This is a genomic window from Limisphaera sp. 4302-co, assembly GCF_049537155.1.
GTDB lineage: Bacteria > Verrucomicrobiota > Verrucomicrobiia > Limisphaerales > Limisphaeraceae > Limisphaera.
Genome location: NZ_JBMVQZ010000003.1, coordinates 344,850 through 361,391, shown reverse-complemented (window position 1 = coordinate 361,391; position 16,542 = coordinate 344,850). Strand labels below are relative to the sequence as shown.

The 16,542-nt window shown below is 65.6% G+C and carries 15 protein-coding genes; 4 read left to right on the top strand and 11 right to left on the bottom strand.

The features are described from left to right. Positions 1 to 633 precede the first annotated feature (633 nt). Positions 634 to 1,752, bottom strand: coding sequence for a hypothetical protein (locus ACPDIX_RS05285; protein ID WP_423430735.1), 1,119 nt, complete (start codon positions 1,750 to 1,752; stop codon positions 634 to 636). Between the two features lie 545 nt (positions 1,753 to 2,297). Next, entirely contained in the window at positions 2,298 to 2,975 is a 678-nt protein-coding gene (locus ACPDIX_RS05280; RefSeq protein ID WP_423430734.1) for an HAD family hydrolase, read from the bottom strand. 138 nt (positions 2,976 to 3,113) lie between these two features. Here ACPDIX_RS05280 and ACPDIX_RS05275 point away from each other — a divergent pair, with 138 nt between their 5' ends. Next, entirely contained in the window at positions 3,114 to 3,842 is a 729-nt protein-coding gene (locus ACPDIX_RS05275) for a DUF554 family protein (protein ID WP_423430733.1), read from the top strand. Positions 3,843 to 3,915: 73 nt separating this feature from the next. On the opposite strand, the gene ACPDIX_RS05270 is transcribed toward ACPDIX_RS05275, so the two are convergent. Genes ACPDIX_RS05270 through ACPDIX_RS05260 form a run of 3 tightly spaced genes read right to left on the bottom strand, consistent with a single transcriptional unit; the run spans position 3,916 to position 7,968 of the window. After that, the gene (locus ACPDIX_RS05270) at positions 3,916 to 5,952 is read right to left on the bottom strand and encodes a response regulator (RefSeq protein ID WP_423430732.1); all 2,037 of its coding nucleotides are present in this window, start codon (positions 5,950 to 5,952) and stop codon (positions 3,916 to 3,918) included. Positions 5,953 to 5,968: 16 nt separating this feature from the next. Beyond that, on the bottom strand, positions 5,969 to 6,424 hold the full coding sequence (locus ACPDIX_RS05265; protein ID WP_423430731.1) for a response regulator: 456 nt from the start codon (positions 6,422 to 6,424) through the stop codon (positions 5,969 to 5,971). Further along, a complete protein-coding gene (locus ACPDIX_RS05260) occupies positions 6,421 to 7,968 on the bottom strand; it encodes a sensor histidine kinase (protein WP_423430730.1) in 1,548 nt (515 codons plus the stop codon). The genes ACPDIX_RS05265 and ACPDIX_RS05260 overlap by 4 nt, the downstream gene beginning before the upstream one ends. Before the next feature lie 677 nt (positions 7,969 to 8,645). Here ACPDIX_RS05260 and ACPDIX_RS05255 point away from each other — a divergent pair. Next, a complete protein-coding gene (locus ACPDIX_RS05255) occupies positions 8,646 to 9,467 on the top strand; it encodes a dienelactone hydrolase family protein (protein ID WP_423430729.1) in 822 nt (273 codons plus the stop codon). A 116-nt stretch (positions 9,468 to 9,583) separates the two neighbouring features. On the opposite strand, the gene ACPDIX_RS05250 is transcribed toward ACPDIX_RS05255, so the two are convergent. Further along, positions 9,584 to 10,117 carry a nitroreductase family protein gene (locus ACPDIX_RS05250; protein ID WP_423430728.1) on the bottom strand — a complete coding sequence of 178 codons (534 nt, stop codon included), beginning with the start codon at positions 10,115 to 10,117 and terminating at the stop codon, positions 9,584 to 9,586. Positions 10,118 to 10,242: 125 nt separating this feature from the next. Here ACPDIX_RS05250 and ACPDIX_RS05245 point away from each other — a divergent pair, with 125 nt between their 5' ends. Further along, positions 10,243 to 11,241 carry a helix-turn-helix domain-containing protein gene (locus tag ACPDIX_RS05245; protein WP_423430727.1) on the top strand — a complete coding sequence of 333 codons (999 nt, stop codon included), beginning with the start codon at positions 10,243 to 10,245 and terminating at the stop codon, positions 11,239 to 11,241. A gap of 578 nt (positions 11,242 to 11,819) precedes the next feature. On the opposite strand, the gene ACPDIX_RS05240 is transcribed toward ACPDIX_RS05245, so the two are convergent. From ACPDIX_RS05240 to nadA, 5 genes are all read right to left on the bottom strand, one after another. Then, positions 11,820 to 12,692, bottom strand: a complete 873-nt coding sequence (locus tag ACPDIX_RS05240; protein ID WP_423430726.1) for an FKBP-type peptidyl-prolyl cis-trans isomerase — start codon at positions 12,690 to 12,692, stop codon at positions 11,820 to 11,822. A gap of 121 nt (positions 12,693 to 12,813) precedes the next feature. Continuing rightward, on the bottom strand, positions 12,814 to 13,374 hold the full coding sequence (locus ACPDIX_RS05235) for a hypothetical protein (protein WP_423430725.1): 561 nt from the start codon (positions 13,372 to 13,374) through the stop codon (positions 12,814 to 12,816). Positions 13,375 to 13,562: 188 nt separating this feature from the next. After that, positions 13,563 to 14,006 (bottom strand): YraN family protein, encoded by a 444-nt coding sequence (locus ACPDIX_RS05230; protein ID WP_423430724.1) that lies wholly within the window; start codon positions 14,004 to 14,006, stop codon positions 13,563 to 13,565. Then, the gene (locus ACPDIX_RS05225; protein ID WP_423430723.1) at positions 14,003 to 14,674 is read right to left on the bottom strand and encodes a ribonuclease HII; all 672 of its coding nucleotides are present in this window, start codon (positions 14,672 to 14,674) and stop codon (positions 14,003 to 14,005) included. Before ACPDIX_RS05225 ends, ACPDIX_RS05230 begins: the two co-directional genes overlap by 4 nt. Before the next feature lie 99 nt (positions 14,675 to 14,773). Then, entirely contained in the window at positions 14,774 to 15,796 is a 1,023-nt protein-coding gene (gene nadA / locus ACPDIX_RS05220; RefSeq protein ID WP_423430722.1) for a quinolinate synthase NadA, read from the bottom strand. A gap of 320 nt (positions 15,797 to 16,116) precedes the next feature. Between nadA and ACPDIX_RS05215 the strand changes: the two genes are divergently transcribed. Next, positions 16,117 to 16,452, top strand: a complete 336-nt coding sequence (locus ACPDIX_RS05215; protein ID WP_423430721.1) for a DMT family transporter — start codon at positions 16,117 to 16,119, stop codon at positions 16,450 to 16,452. Positions 16,453 to 16,542: the final 90 nt, after the last annotated feature.

The window sequence follows — 16,542 nt, the reverse complement described above, 5'->3', positions numbered from 1 at the left end:
GCCATGCATCTCACTGGGAACTGACTGACCAACTGTGGTGTCGGTGCGACGTTGTTATCCACGGGTGCGCGGGTCATTCGTCAGCGTGAGCCCGACGCCCCGTCGACCGGCTGAACTGTGGTGCCGGGATGTGGCCGGCCGCCTGCGCCAGGCAGGCTGGCCGGCGCGTTAAATCGGGTTTTCACGGGCAGGAGCTGATGGCACAGATGTAACCCCACGTAGAAGAGTCCACAGTGGTTGCGCGCGAGTAGTCGCAGAAGATACAACCGAAGTCGATCGTGAACGTGCAAATGCCAAGGTTAAGGTTCAGTTTAAAGGTTATCGGAGTCCCGGTCGTTGTTCGCAGCCTCACCCCGGGGCTAAGTACCCGCTGGCAATCGTTGGTCGGGTTGGGACCGCTGTGAGGGTACACGCAGTCTTGGTCATCACGGACGTAGCGTGTACACGTGCGCGTGTCTTCCCAAGTGGTGGGCGAGGATGCGCACACTTTGCCGTTACACGCAGCCCAAGCCACGTACGAGACCAGGCTGGAACCGTAGAGGAGCAATATGCCCGCGCCGACCCAGCGCCGACGCGCCGACTTCTTGTTCTGGAGGTCTGTTTTCATGGCTAACACCGTGCTTGTGTGCTGTTTTACCTGTCATTTGTCCGAAGGCCCCACCGGCGGTAGGCAAGAGCCGCTGGCAGGGCCAAAAGGAGCGCCACCAACAAGATCCGGCCCAGGATGACTCTTCGAAACTGTTGGGGACGCGACTGACCCGTGGCGGTGGCCATCACCTGCGCAAGCCCCTGGACGAAGGGATGGTCACGCGCGAGCCACTGATTCGTAATGGGGTAGACGATGCCTCGGAGGGTTGTGGCCTCGAACCGGTAATCCACGATGTTGAGCGGCCCCGGAACAGCAGGTGGGACAAGCCGGGCTTCCAGGCTCGGATCGTTTGTTCGACGCAGATGGACACTAATGGCAAGTCGGTTGATGGCAACCACGTCGTCGCGATGTGCGATGGGCCTGCTCTCCAGGAAGATAGAATGCTCCCAATGCTGGGTGACGACACCTTCGGCGAGCTGTTCTTCATAACGCAGGAACAGACCCATTGCCAGAACACCCTTTGCGTATGCCGGGCCCGGCGAGTGCCGGCGCCCGCGCGCATCCACGAGGTAACCCGGACGATACCAGCGGATGTTCTCCACGCGGTTGCTGGCCGGCGCGGGTGTGATCTCGAACCAGGCGTTGGTGATCAGGTTTTCCAATACCACGGTGGAGAGACTTGGATGCGATTCCAACAGTCGGGGCAGTTGCGCAAGTGGCTGGCATTGGTGGGCCAGGACCAGCCACAGGTCGCCGGGTAGCCGGTCGTAGGCTGCATGTGCCGGATACGGCCCCGCGGAGGCCAACGCCTGCGTGGTGACGGGTTCCCCTGCCGCCGTGTAGGAGCGGACGACGATGTAGTTGTCCTGTCCGTCGCAGAAGATCTCCGTCACATGATGGGTGCCCACTTTCTGGGGGAACGGCAATGGTGGGGCAGGCGCAAGATCCGGTCGGGCCGGCTGGGTCTGGAGGATCAGGCGGTACCGGGTCCCCTGAAAGATCGCGCTGAAGTTGGCCAGGGCGTTCGGCTCCAAGAGCGGCTCGCCGAATGCATTGGTCTGGAAAGGCGTAACGAGGACGTGGGAAACGGCCGTGCCCTCGGCCACCAGGTAGGTCGGGTCCGTATCCGCAGCTCCGCCGGCCGGCCACGTGCAGGCGATCATCAGCAACCCAACCCCAAGAGCTCGTAAGGACCGGCGCGATGTTCCAAGCAGCTTCGGAGAGTCAAGGTGAGGCAGATCCTCACGGCGGATGGCAACGGAGAGAGGGGCGCGGACAACTCCTCGTGCGGCGCCGCACACGGCCATGAACCCGGGAGCACACATTTTCATGGCTTTGCGATGCGGATTCTCTCTCTCTCTCTGCTGTCAAGAGATTTTTTACGGATGTGGGCGCGTCTTATGGACGCCAGAGGGCTGTGCCGGGGGAGCGTTCGGAGGAGGACAAGACCGGCACGTCGGCAAGCAGGTCGTGGCACTCAGGGTTGGGGCTCAGGACGGCTGGGGTTCCGGGAAAAAGGACCTCTGGGTGGCCGGTGGGGTGGGGTGAGCGTTAACGAGGGACGCGGCTGCGGCACGGCAGGGAGGCTTGGCGGCGACAGGAGGGAGGCTGCTGCCAGCGTGGGGGCCGGGCACGTTGGGGCGCAGCGGGTGCGGGGTTCGTTGGAGATGGCGCGATTTCCGGGGCGTGCGCAGGGCACGCCGGCCGGTCAGGCGCACAAACGCTCGGGGTCGACCTGGCCAAGGTTGTCGGCCAACCAGCAGGGTTGATGGGCGCGGAGTTGTTCGCGGGTGAACCCGCCGGTGGTCACGGCGAGGACGCGGGCCCGGATGGCACGGGCGCAGTGGATGTCGTGAGGGGTGTCGCCCACGACGAGGACCTCGTCGTCTCCGAGGGTGCGGCCCAGCAGCCGCTCGCCCCGGCGGCGGGCCAGCGCGGCGATGGCGGGACGATCTTCCGCTTCGTCGGCGAATGCACCGGTTTGGAACCGGTCCCAGAGCCCGAAGTGACGGAGCTTGATTTCGGCGCCCAGCCGGATGTTGCCGGTCAACAGTGCGAGCAGGGGCGGCGGTCGGAGCCGGGCCAGCGCATCGAGGAACGGCAGCACGCCCGGAATGATTTCGCCGCCCAGGCGGCGCAGGCGTTCGTCCAGCAGGAAGACGTAGCGGTCGAAAAAGCGCCGGAAATGTTCGGGCGTGGGCGAGATTCCGTGGGCGTGGAAGACTTCGCGGGCGAGGCTGGTGTCGGTCCGGCCGGCGAACTGGAGGCGGTCCACGCCGTTGCGGATGCCGAACTCGTCGGCAAAAGCCTGGACAAAGGCGCCCACGCCCGCACCGGGGGTGCGGATCAAAGTACCGTCAATGTCGAACAGGACCAGTCGGATCATCCGTTCGGAGAGGATAAGGTGGTCGAAGTGAGCTGACCAGCTCGTGGGGGAGTGTTGTGGGGGAGGTGGTTGCGGCTGCGGGGCGGTTCCGGGAGATTTGCCTTCTCGCCGGGCGTGTACCGTGGTTGAGTCGGGACCGTGACAGGGACATGGCTGAATGTGTTGGCGATTGTGGTGGGAGGCGTGGCGGGGCTGGTGCTGCGCCGGGGGATCCCGCCGGCCACGCAGGGTTGGCTGAAGATCGTGCTGGCGGTGCTGACGGTGTACTTCGGGTTGCGGCTGACCTGGGTGAGCCTGAGTGGTTCGTTTCTGTCGCATTTGGTGGAGCTGCTTCTGGTGGTGGTGTCACTGGGCTTGGGCCGCGCAAGCGGCAAGCTTTTGCGGTTGCAGGAGGGATCGAACGCGGCGGGCCGGTACGCCCGGGCGAAGATGGAATCGGCCTTGCAGGCGGGTGGACGGGGTCGGTGGACGGACGGATTTGCGGTTTGCACGGCCTTGTACTGTGTGGCGCCGCTGGCGTTTCTGGGACCGGTGGCGGAGACGTTGGGCGGGGATGTGGCACCGTTGGGGTTGAAGGCCGCGATGGACGGGCTGGCCACGATGGGTTTTGTCAGGATTTGGGGTGCGGGCGTGATGTTGTCGGCGTTGCCGGTGTTGGCGTTTCAGGGGACACTGACGCTTTTGCTGCTGATGGCGGAGCCCTGGTTGGCGTCCGTGCATGCCGCCGAGGCTGTATCGGCCACGTGCGGGTTGCTGGTGTTTTGCGTGGCGCTTTTGATTCTGGAGGTGCGTCGGGTGGAGGTGGCGGCCTATTTACCGTCGCTGGTTTGGGCCGGGGCGTTGGCGTGGTGGCTCGGCTGGGGGTGAGTTGACAGTGATCGCGGTGGGCGCTGGGCCCGTGAGGGGACGCGTCCGTGGCGCGGAACGACGGCGGCCGATCTCAGGCCGGGTTGACCCGCGGAGGGGAGGCCGCCACGAAACTGTCGGGTCCGAACCCGGCGAGGACGGGGTCGAGGTCCGGTGGGGGAGCCGTACCGACCGGGCTGTCGAGGCAGGCTCGGACCACACGGGCGAGGACAGCCGGGCGGTAGGGTTTGGGGAGGAACCAGCCGTCTTCGAGCCGGAGCTGGCGTCCGGCGAGGGAGCCGGTGTAGCCGCTGGTGTAGATGACGCGCAGATCGGGTTTACGGCGGCGGAGTTGTTCGGCCAGTTCACGGCCGTTGATGCCCTGGGGCATGACGACGTCGGTCAGGAGCAGGTCCACGCGTCCTTCCAAGCGGTCCCAGAGTGCCAGGGCTTCGGGGCCGTTGGCGGCGGCGTGGACGGTGTAGTGACAGGTGGCCAACAGTTCACAGACCAGGTCGCGCAGGTCGGGTTCGTCTTCCACGACGAGGATGGTTTCCTGGCGCTGGGCGCGTGGACGGGCTTCGAACGTGGTGTCGTCGCTTCCGGTGGGCGATCCGACGGAGGCCGGCAGATGGATGCGGAAGGTGGTGCCGGCGCCGGGTTTGCTGGTGACCTCGATCCAACCCTGGTGTTGTTTGACGATGCCGTACACGGTGGCCAGGCCCAGACCTGTACCCTTGCCGGTCTCCTTGGTGGAAAAGAAAGGTTCAAAGATGCGGGCCAGGGTGGCGGCGTCCATGCCGCAGCCGGTGTCTGTGACTTCGAGGCAGACGTAGAGGCCGCCGCGCGGTGCGCCCCGTCGGGGAGCTTCGGAATCGGGCAGGGAGAAGGTGGAGGTGGCCAGGCGCAATCGACCGCCGTGGGGCATGGCGTCCCGGGCGTTGACGGCCAGGTTCATGATCACCTGTTCGAGCATGCCCAGGTCGGCTTCAACCGGTGGGAGTGCCGGGGCTGCATCCAGCTCGAGGTGGATGTCTTCGCCCAGGAGCCGGGGCAACAACTGGGCAAGGTTGTGGAGGACCTGATTGAGGTCGAGTCGTTTGACCTGAACGACCTGTTTGCGGCTGAAGAGGAGGAGCTGGCGGACGAACCGGGCGGCGCGCTCGGCGGCGGCGCAGATCTGGCGGATGGAACGGGCCTGGGGGGTGTCATCGGGAAGCGATTCCCGGAGGAGGTCGGCGTGGCCCTGGATGACGGTGAGGACGTTGTTGATGTCGTGGGCCACGCCGGCGGCCAATTGGCCGATGCATTCCATCTTCTGGGACTGGCGCAGGCGTTCCTCCAGTTCGAGGCGTTCGGTGATGTCGTCGAGGGTGACCACCAACCCGTCAATCCGGCCCGAGGGATCGCGGAGCGGGGCGGCATTGAGGGAGAGGGCCAGCCGGCGCTGGCCGCCGTGCCAGAAGAACCGCAGGTCGTGGAGCGTGGCGCCGGCTTGGAGGACGGTCTGCCAAGGGACCGGGCCCGGGCAACCGGCACCGTTTTCCAGCGGCTGGAGCGGCCAGTCCGAGAGGCGCGGGGCAGGGGCGTGCGGCGCGGGTGAAAGCGGTCCGAGGATTTGTTCGGCCCGTTGATTGGCGAACGTGATGTGGCCCTGCTGATCTGCGACCACGATGCCGACCGGGCTGGTTTCCATGATGCGGCTGATGAGGTCGCGGTCGCGGCGGAGGCGTTCCTCGGCCCTGCGACGTTCCAGGGCGTAGCGGAGGACGCGGTCGAGTCCTTCGGCGGTCAGTTCGGCCTTGAGGAGGTATTCGGCCGCCCCCGCCTCCATGGCGGCCAGGTCCACGGCCTGGTCGCCCTGGCCGGTCAGGAGGATGACGGGTGGGCGTGAGGGGAGGTTGCGGGTTTCCTGGAGCAGTTCGAGGCCGGTGCGAGCGCCGAGACGGTAATCCAGCAGGCAGAGGTCGTACCGGCCGGAGGCCAGGGCTGTGAGGGCGTCTTCGTACCGGCTGATCCAGGTCAGGTGGTAAGGGGCGGTCAGGCCAGGTCGGGACAGCAGATCGCGGGTGAGGATGTAATCATCCTCATCGTCATCGACCAGCAGGACCTGTACCGGCGGCCGTTCCATGGGCGGGGGGTGGGCATCATCCGTCCTCGGGCGGCAGTTCGACCACCTCGAACCAGTACCGGCCCAGGACGCGGACCAGCTCAACCAGCGAGGAGAAGGTGACCGGCTTGGTCACGTAGGAGTTCACGCCCAGGTCGTAGCTGCGGAGGATGTCTTCCTCGGCCTTGGAGGTGGTGAGGACGACAATGGGGATGCGGCGGAGGTGCGGGTCGCTCTTGATTTCTTTGAGCGCCTCGCGGCCGTCTTTCCGGGGCATGTTGAGGTCGAGCAGGATCAATCCCGGCAGGGGCGCGCCGTTGAGGTGGGCGTAGCGATTGCGCCGGTGGAGGTAATCCATGAGTTCCTCGCCGTCTTCGACGGTGTGGAATTCGTTGGCCAGGCGGCTTTCGCGGAAGGCCTCGCGGGTCAGCTCGCGATCGTCCGGATCGTCATCGGCCATGAGGATGGTGATGGGTCGTTCCTTTCCTTTCATGCATGCGGGTTGTTGGATGCAGGTTGGTGGACGGGCAGGGTGACGATGAAGGTGGCGCCTTCACCGGGGCGGCTGCGCGCGGTGATGTGGCCTCCATGGCGCAGGACGATCTTGCGCGCGATGGCCAGCCCGATGCCGCTGCCCTCGTATTCGCCCCGGCCATGGAGTCGCTGAAACATGTTGAAGATGCGGTCGAGGTATTTCTCGTCGAAACCGATTCCGTTGTCTTCGACGCTGATCCGGTAAAAGGCCTCCGGCGGGCTCTCCGGTCCGCGGTCCGATCGTCTTTCGTGGACCGGCTCGGCGTGGACGCGCACGCGGGGTGGCACGTCAGGTTTGCGGAATTTGAGGGCGTTGCCGAGCAGGTTGAGAAAAAGTTGGCGCATCTGCAGGGGATCTGCCTCCAGCACGGGCAGGGGTTCCACGGAGACGACGGCACCGGCTTGTTCGATGCGGGCCTCGAGGTCGCCCAGGACCTCGCGCAGGACCTGGCCGAGGTCCACCGGCTCGAACGGACGGGCGCGCGTGGTGACGCGGGAAAAGGCCAGCAGGTCATTGATGAGGGTTTGCATCCGCTGGGCGGCCCGGCGCATGCGTTCCAAATAGTCGCGCGCCTCGGGCGGGATGGCCTCCGCGTAGCGTTCGCAGAGGCGCTCGCCGAAGACGACGATTTTCCGAAGGGGTTCCTGCAGATCGTGTGAAGCGACGTAGGCGAAGTCCTGCAGCTCGCGATTGCTGCGTTCCAACTGGGCGGCGAACGCGCGCAGTTTCTCATCGGCCAGTTTGCGATCGGTGATGTCCAGTCCGATACCCGCAAGGCCGATGATGCGACCCGAGGTGTCGCGGAGCGGGACCTTGGAGGTGAGCAGCCAACCGCTGGAACCATCCGGGCGGGTGATCCTTTCTTCGCGGTTCAACACGGGGACGCCCGTGGTCAGCACCTGCATGTCATCGGCGTAAAAGGCCTCCGCTTGTTCCCTGGGGAAGAATTCGAAGTCCGTCCGGCCGAGGGCCTCGGCCTCGCTGCGGACGCCGAGGTTGCGCTGGTCCACCGGGTTGACGAGGGTCTTCCGTGTGGCCGTGTCTTTGAGGTAGATGGCAACCGGCAGATGATCCACCAGGGTGCGTAACACGGCCCGTTCATTGGCGAGGCGTTCTTCCCACCGGCGCCGCTCGGTCACATCCAGCACCGCGCCCAGCAACAGGATCCTGCCCTGATGGGTGACCCGCCGGAGCTCGATTTCCACCCGACGCTCGCGCGCGGTGTCGCAGGGCGGCCTGGCTTCGCACCGGGCGGTCCCCGTCCGCGCTTCGAGGGCCTGCTTTACCGCCGCCTCCAGCGCAGATCGGTCCTCCGGGTGCACCCGCTCGAACAGGTCGCGGCCCGTTGCCGGAGTGGAACCCGCGTCGCCCAGCAGTTGGTCGCAGGCCGGGTTGACATACCGCAGCGACCCGCCCTCCCAGATGAACAGTCCCACCGGGGCTTCCTGGACCAGAAGAGACAACCAGGATTCTGCGCATTCCTTCCCGGAGGATCCGACCATCGCATCTCCGGATGAGGCCGAAACGGAGGTACCCGGCGGCGATACGGCCGCAGACCCGACCGCTGGCGGGTCATTTCGTTGCGCCGGGGCCGGCCCGGCCACGTTGTTCAGCGCTGCCGTCTGCATGGGTCTTCCTTCACCTTTCCCTCGGCCGGAAGCCGAGGTTGGAGACAGGTCAAGGCACAGCACGTATTGTGCCAATAAAGATTTGGTAATGAATCGGCAGGCCGGCGATTCGCGCACACAAGGCGTTGGGGGACAACCTGGTTTGTGCGTCACGGGAGGACGGCATCGTGTCTGAAATTTTTACAGGGCCGGTTTGTCGGCGGGTGTTTCGGTGTCTGAGCCCCGGGGGATCGTATGGGAAAGAACTGCTGGGCCGGGGTGTGGAGGAGGGGGACGTCCGGAATCGGATTCGGTGGGCGCCTCGGGCGGGAGGAGTGGCGGAGGCCGGGGGCGTGTGCGTGAACAAAGGGGCGTGCTGCTGTGAACTCGCGCCAGCGGCCCGGTGGGACGGTTGCCGGAAGGTTTTCCAAGCAAGGGCGAAAAGATGAGTTAGATTTGCTGCTGTTGAGACGAAAACAGCCGGGGCCCCGGTAGGTTGTCAGGCGCGACGGAACAGTACCCGGGGTCGGCTGTGATTTACGGAATCCATGTAAGAGGGAGGACTTATGCTCATGAGAGAACTTGATCGAGGACGGAGGTTGGGGTGCTTTCTGGCGGTGGGGCTGGGGATCGGTTGTGCAGCGGCCGCTGCACAGGAATGGGCGCGGGTACGGTTGGAACAGTCGCCGCGACATCTTGAATGGGTGACGGTGACGAACGGGGCGCGGCAGGTTCAATGTTTCCTTGCCTATCCCGAAAGGTCGGAGCGGGCGCCGGCGGTGGTGGTGATCCACGAGATTTTTGGTCTGACGGACTGGGTGCGGTCCGTGACGGATCAGCTGGCGGAAGCCGGCTACGTTGCGATCGCGCCGGATTTGTTGTCCGGGATGGCGCCCGGCGGGGGTGGCACGGCGGAGCTGGGCGGGTCGGACGCTGTGCGCAAGGCCATAGCAGGGTTGCCGCCGGATCAGATTGCCACGGACGTGCAGGCGGTGATGGAGTTCGTCAGGAAGTTGCCGGCCTGCAACGGGAAGGTTGCGGTGGCGGGGTTTTGCTGGGGCGGCGCGCAGACGTTTCGGCTGGCCACCCTGACGGATGAGCCGGCGGCGTTTTTTGTGTTTTACGGGACCGCTCCGGAGAGGGAGGAGGACCTGGAGCGGATCCGGAGGCCCGTGTACGGGTTTTATGCGGAGCGGGACGCCCGCGTGAATGCCGGTCTGCCAGCCCTGCGGGCTGCGCTGGAAAGGTTGGGGAAAAAGTTTGAGCCGGTCATTTATGAGGGTGCCGGACACGGATTCATGCGGGCGGGGGAGGCCCCGGACGCCTCGCCGGAGAACCGGCGCGCCCGCAACGAGGCCTGGGCCCGATGGAAAAAGCTGTTGGAAACGCTCTGAGGTCTTTTGGAGTGACCGGCCCGTTCTCCGTTGACCTGTGGTGAGGGCAGCTCCGGCCGCTCGAGCCGCGAGGTTGGGCCCGAGTGATGGGGGAGTCGCGGTTTTCGGCGAGCCTGTCAGGGGCGGTACTCGTGCACCACCTCTTCGTAGGGACGCCGGGGTGTGCGGGGCGGTTGTTCGGCCGGCCAGCCGACGGGGAACACCGCGATGGGGCGCAGGCCGGGTCGAAGGTGCAGTCGCCGGATCAATTCGGCTTCGTCAAAGGCGCCGACCCAGCAGGTGGCCAGCCCGAGCGCAGCCACGGCCAGTTCTGCATAAGCGGCGGCAATGGTGGCGTCCTGGACGGCGTACAGCGTCTCGCCCTTGGGCCCGTATTTGGCGGACGACCGGGCGGGGTCGGCGCAAAACACCAGCACCACGGGGGCTTGTGCAATGAACGACTGGTTGTAGCACAGCCCCGCCAGCGCGCGGATGGTTTCCGGATGCCGCACGATCACGACCTCGTAGGCCTGCAGGTTGCCGGCCGAGGGGGCGCGCTGAGCCGCGCGCAGGATTTTTTCGATCCACGCGGGTTCGACCGGGCGGCTCTCGAATGCACGGACCGACCTTCGGGCCTCGATCAATGCAAAGAAATCCTTCATTTTTCGCATCGGATGTTAAGCATGGTTGGAATCTCGATCAATGCGCGAGTGGGAGGTGGGCGTGAGCCGGCACGGGGGTGGGCGGGGTCGGGGCTCCTCTTGTGGACAAGTCGGGTTTGACGTACGTTGGCGCCATGCAAACAACGTTGGCTCAGTCCTCGCCGGAGCCGAAACCAGCCCAGGGGCCGCGTCCGGCGTCGGTTACGGGGATGGGCAGAGACAGCGGTGGGGAGAAGGTGACGCTGATGGACCCGGCCGAGAGCCGGAGCCTGATCGAGGCGCTGTTGCGCTCGGAGGTGTATCAGGAGTACGAGCGGGCTTTTTCGGAGGCCACGGGTCTGGTGGTGTCGCTCCGACCGGTGGAGAGCTGGCGGCTTTCGCATCACGGCAAGCGATACGAAAGTCCGTTCTGCAGTTTGATGTCCGAGCGAAGCCGGTCCTGCGCGGCCTGTCTGCAGGTGCAGGAGCGGCTGGTGGAGATGGCGGTGGAGGGGGCACGGACGATCAACTGTTTCGCGGGACTGAGCGACACGGCGGTTCCCATCCGCTTGGGGAACCAAATCGTCGGATTTTTGCAGACGGGACAGGTTTTTCGGAAGCGTCCCACCCGACAGCAGTTTGCCAGGGTATGTCGGACGTTGGAGGAGTGGGGGCTGGACTGCGACCGGGCGCGCCTGGAGGAGGCCTTTTTCAAGACGCGGGTGGTTTCGCCCCGGCAGCATGAATCGGCGGTGAAACTGCTGACGATCTTTGCGCAGCACCTGGCCCTGATCAGCAATCAGGTGTTGTTGCAGCAGAAGAACGCCGAGCCCCCGGTGATCACGCGTGCCAAGGAATACATCCAGGAGCACATGGCCGAGGATCTCTCGCTCTCGCGCGTGGCCAAGGCGGTGAACACCAGCACGTTTTACTTTTGCAAGATGTTCAAGAAGTACACCGGCATCAATTTCACGGATTATCTGTCGCGCGTGCGCATCGAGAAGGCCAAGAACCTGCTGCTGAATCCGAATCTGCGGGTGAGCGAAATCGCCTTCGAGGTCGGCTTCCAGTCGCTGACGCACTTCAATCGCGTCTTCAAGAAGATCCTGGGACAATCGCCCACGCAGTACCGGGCCCAGTTGGCGGGGCGGTGAGTGTGTTGCCGCGTGATGGCCCTTGCCGGAGAGGGACGGCCCGGCGGGGTCCCGGGCGCGGGCGTACATGGGGAGTGAGTCGGTAAAAGCAAGCGGTTCTGGCGCCGGTTTAAGGTTTCGGTCGCGCCCCTGTGGGCTCCGGAGGCATTTGCAACCCCGTTGTTTCTCCAACCCCATCGCCGGCAGCGACGCCCTCTTGCTACGCCAACCCCCGAACGCTGCGGCGATCGCTCCGGGCCGCACTTCAACCCCTGCGACCGGGTCCCGGCCGGCGCCAGAACCACGTTACGCCCGCAGTGTGGCAGGGGTTGGCGGATGGGGCTTGCCGTCGATTGGCCAACATGCGCCGTTTTTTGGCTTGGGCGTGGGGGAGTCCGGGTGCGAGCGGTGGGCCGGCTCTATGGCCCTGCTCTTTGCCTGGGAGCGGGATCCAGCGGGGGCGTGGTGGCCGGGCTTTACCGGGGGCGCGGAGAAACTGTCCCGCCGGCAAAAACGCGGGCCCCGACCCGGGGTGGGTGAGGGCGGGGCCCGAAAGGTGGCAGCCGTTGGGCGGTTTGTCCGCCCGGCGTGGGTGACGTTTACTGATTGGTTTGTGCCTTGGCGGCGGCTTTCCGTTGTTCTTCTTCCAGGCGTTTGAGGTCTTCGGCCTTGATGACCTCGATCTTGGCGCCCTTGGCGAGTTCCTCGGCGGATGGGACTTTGATGATGTCGCTGGTGACGGGGGCACTGGCGGAAGATGAAGAGGTGGCCGGGGTGGTGATCGAGATCAGCTCGACCTCGAAGATGAGGGTGGAACCGGGCGGGATGTTGGGTCGGCCCACGTCGCCATATGCCAGGTCGGGCGGGATGAACAGCTCCCATTTGGCTCCCGGTTTCATGAGCTGCAGCGCCTCGGTCCAACCCTTGATGACGCCGCTGACATTGAATCGGGCGGGCTCGCCGCGCGTGTAGCTGCTGTCGAATTCGGTTCCGTCAATGAGGGTGCCGCGGTAATGGACGAGAACGGTGTCGGCGGGTTTGGGGCTTTGACCGGCGCCCTCGCGGATGATGCGGTATTGGAGGCCGCTGGGCAGGGTGACCACACCGGGTTTTTTCTTGTTTTCCTCGAGGAAGGCGGCGCCGGCCTTGCGGTTTTTCTCGGCTTCCTGGCGCCGTTTTTCCTGCATTTTTTCCTGCATGAATTTGCTGAACTCGCGCAGCGTGGCGCGCATTTCCTCCTCGGTCATCCGGGTGGGTGCGCCGGTGAGGCTGTCGCGCAGCCCCTGCATGACGATGTCGAGCGAGACCTGGTCGGGTTCGAGGGCGTTGCGTTTCCAGTTGTTGCCCAGGCTCATGCCGAGGGCGTAGCTGATCTTTTCCTTCTCGTCGGTGAAGGCATTGGTGTTCTGGCCGTGCGCCAGGCTTGCGGCCAGGCATACGCCTGCGATCCAGAAACAGATCTGCGTTTTCATGGTTTGCATCGCCGGGATTGTGTGGGTCAGGACCGGCCGGTGCGCAACTGAATTGTGCGGGGCGGCATCCGCGGGCGCGGCGCGGGCCGGTTTGACGGCCGGCCGGATGGGCTAGGCCGGTTCAGGGGTACCAGGCGGGCGGCGGCGGTGGCGGCGGGGAATCCAGGATGCGCCGGATCACGTCGGTGTTTTGCTCGGCGCGATGGGTGTAACTGTCGAGGGAATGGGGCAGTCGGCCCGGGAGCGAAGTCGGGGGCTCGTTGAGGTAATCCAGGCCGACCCTGCGTGCCAGGGCGTGGAGCCTGGCGTTGAGCTCGGGCTGGAGCCGGTGAAGCGGCGCGGTCTGGCCGGCGCACAACACGATGAGCGCGCCTTCCCGGCCCTGGCGCTGTTGGAGCGTTTGCTCCAGCCAGCGGAGGAGGCCGGGATGGAGGGCTTGGAGATTGGCCATGGCCAGCACGACGATGTCGGTTTCCTGGAGACGCTGCGCGGCCCGGGAATGTTCGGGGCCTTCCAGTTCGTCGAGTGCCCACCAAGTGGTGTCGAACTCCACGCGGGCCCAGAAGCGCCGGACCAGGTTGTCGCATGCGCGGGCTGCGCATTGGCGGGCTTCCGGCTGATCGTAGAGGATGGTGATCTGCCACGTTTCGGTGGGCTGGGCCGGTGTGCCGTCGGGTTTCATGGTTCCGGATCGGGCTTTCAAGGTTTCCAAACCGCGGGGTTTGGGGGCTGGCCGCCAGTGTACCATCGCTCATTTCGGCGAATGTGCAAGGGGGCGCTTGCGGGCGGGACAGGTGGCGCGGCGGTGTGGCGTGCGCGGGGGAGGGTGTTGGAGGAGCCGGTTCCAGCGGTGCGAGCCCGGGGCGGCGATCAGTCGTAACGCCACGGGGCGGCCATGGGGAACGCGTTTGGCAGGTGCCGGATTTCGCGGACGCGATCCTGGTCGAGCAGCACCTCCACGATGTCGAAGCGGACCTTGATGCGGGGCCTGCCGATGCGGCGGAGGTACCAGAGGGCGGCGCGCGTGAGTCGGCGTTGGCGGCGGAGATCCACTGCGGCGGCCGGACGGCCCCATTCTTCCGAGGAACGGGTCTTGACCTCGACGAACACCAGACAATCGCCGTCGCGGCAGACCAGGTCCAGCTCGCCGCGTGGGGTGCGGTAGTTGGTGGTGAGACATTGGAGCCCGGCCTTTTCGAGGTGGCGCCGTGCGGCCCGTTCGCCGAGTGCGCCCCTTTGCAGGTGGACGGCCGGGGGACGGCGGCCGGTGAGGCGACTGCGCCAGTGCGCCCACCAGAACAGGATGGTTTTCATGGCCAGAACCGGAGTTGGACAGCCTGCACCGGGGCGAAGGATCTGCGGTGTACGGGGCTGGGGCCGAGCCGTGCCAGGGCTTCGAGGTGTTTGGGGGTGGGATAACCCTTGTGCATGGCGAAGCCGTAGCCGGGATACCGGCGGTCGAGCTCCATCATGAGCCGGTCGCGGGTGACCTTGGCCAGCACGCTGGCTGCGGCGATGGAGTAGCTGCGAGTGTCGCCACCAACGACGGCGGTGGCCGGCACCGGCAGGTTCGGCACGGGCCGACCGTCCACGAGCGCGTGGTCGGGCGCGGGATCCAGCGCCTGGAGCGCCCGGCGCATGGCGAGATGAGTGGCCTGCAGGATGTTCCAGCGGTCAATTTCGTCCGCCTCTGCCGCAGCCACGGCGAACCGGATTTCCGGATGGGTCACGAGCTGTTGGTAGAGCCGTTCCCGCACGGCCGGCGCCAGTTGTTTGGAGTCGTTCAGCCCGGCCAGCTCGGGCGCGACCCGGCCCTCGGCGATCCAGCTTTCCGGCAGTACGACAGCGGCTGCGATGACCGGCCCCGCCAGGGGACCGCGTCCGGCCTCGTCCACGCCGGCGATGCGTCGTTTGCCGGCGTTCCACAGCTGACGTTCCAGTTGCAGGCGCTGGGCAGGTTCGGCTGTTTGTGGCCGGGCCATGGCCGTCTGACCGGTTTGTAGTTCTGGGGGAGCCGCCGTGCAAGTTTGCAGGGTGCGCCGCGGCAGGTTTTGGTGGTGCGTCTGCTGCTTGGCGGCCCTTCAGGTCCGGGCGGTGATCTCGAGCATGCGCTCGATCGGTTTGCGGGCCCGTTCGAGCAGGTCCCGCGGCAGTTCGATCCGCGGGTGCAGCCGCCTCATGCAATCTCGGAGCTTCTCAAGCGTGTTGAGCTTCATGTACTTGCACTCGCTGCAGCGACAGGCGTCGCCCGGCATGCGGTTGACGTCGAAGGTGGGCGCGCAATAGAAGGTCTTGTCCGGGCATTCCTTGCGAAGCCGGTGCAGGATCCCGGATTCGGTGACGATGATGAATTCCTTGTCCGGGCTGGTCTTGCACCACTGGATCATCTTTTCGGTGGAGCAGATCACGTCGGCCAGGTTGCGCACTTCTCGGAGGGATTCGGGATGAACGACCACGCGGGCGTGGGGATGTTGCGCCTTCAACCGCAAGAGGCTTTCGCGGCGGAACTCGACGTGTGCGTAGCAATGGCCCTGCCAGAGGGTCATGGGCCGCCCGGTGATTTCCATGATCCATTGGCCGAGGTTTTCGTCCGGGACGAAGAGGAGGTCGCGATCGGCCGGGGCGGCGCGGACGATTTTCTCGGCGTTACCGCTGGTGCAGATGACGTCACTGAGGGCTTTGACGGCCGCGCTGCAGTTGATGTAGGCGATCGTGTAGAAATTGGGGTTGGTCTTTTGGAGGGCCGCCAGTTGGTCGGCCGGACAACTCTCCTCCAGGGAGCAACCGGCTTCCATGTCCGGCAGGATCACCAGCTTGTCCGGGTTGAGGATCTTGGCCGTCTCGGCCATGAACCGGACGCCGCAAAAGACGATGACGTCCGCCTGTGTCCGGGCGGCCTGCTGCGAGAGGCCCAGGGAATCGCCGACAAAGTCGGCCAGGTCCTGGATTTCCGGGACCTGATAGTTGTGCGCCAGGATGACCGCGTTGAGGCGGCGCTTCAGGTCCAGGATTTCGGCGACCAGCTCCGCTCGGTCCGCGGGCCTGGCGACTCCGGTGGACGCTGCCGAAAGCTGTTGCGGCTCTGCCAGACTGGTTGCTGCCATCGGGGCAAACTAGCCCGGCGGTTCCGGGGCGTCAATGAGACGGGCCGGCGGGCTGCAAGCCGGGACAGTCCGACCCGGGCGGGGAGAGCGGCGCGACCGAGGGGTCTGGCGGCGAGCGGATCTGAAACCTGGTTGGAGGCCGTGTGCTGCCGGAGGGCCTGTTGGCCGGCAGCCGGGGCTGGTGCCGCTGGAGGTTTGGTGGCAGAGTGTCGGGCCTTTTGTTTGCGGGCCGGTCCGGCCGGCGGGTCCTGATCGGCTGCGTTTCTTTGCAGGGGTTGGCCGGAACGGCTTGCCTGACTTGTTTTGAGGGCTGAGAGACCATGAATCCGTGGGTGGCGTTGTGGATGGCGATCCTGTCGGAGGTGGCGGGCACGCTGGCGTTGAAAGCGTCGGAAGGGTTTACGCGCTGGGGCCCCTCGGCGTTGGTGATCGTGGGTTACGGACTGGCATTTTACTTCTTGTCGGTGTCGTTGCGATCCATTCCGGTCGGGGTGGTGTATGCCATCTGGTCGGGGGCGGGTTTGGCTTTGGTCGTGGTGGCCAGCTGGTGGTTGTTCGGTCAACGGCTGGATCTGCCGGCCTTCGTGGGCCTGGTGTTGATTTTGTCGGGGATTGTGGTGCTGCAGTGTTTCTCCCGGGCGGGTGACGGTGCGTGAGGGGCGGCGTGCAATCGCAGCGGGCAAAGGGTGGGCACGGGCGTGGTCGGGCGCACGCGCGGGTGCTGGCGAAACGGCTGTGTTGTCCTT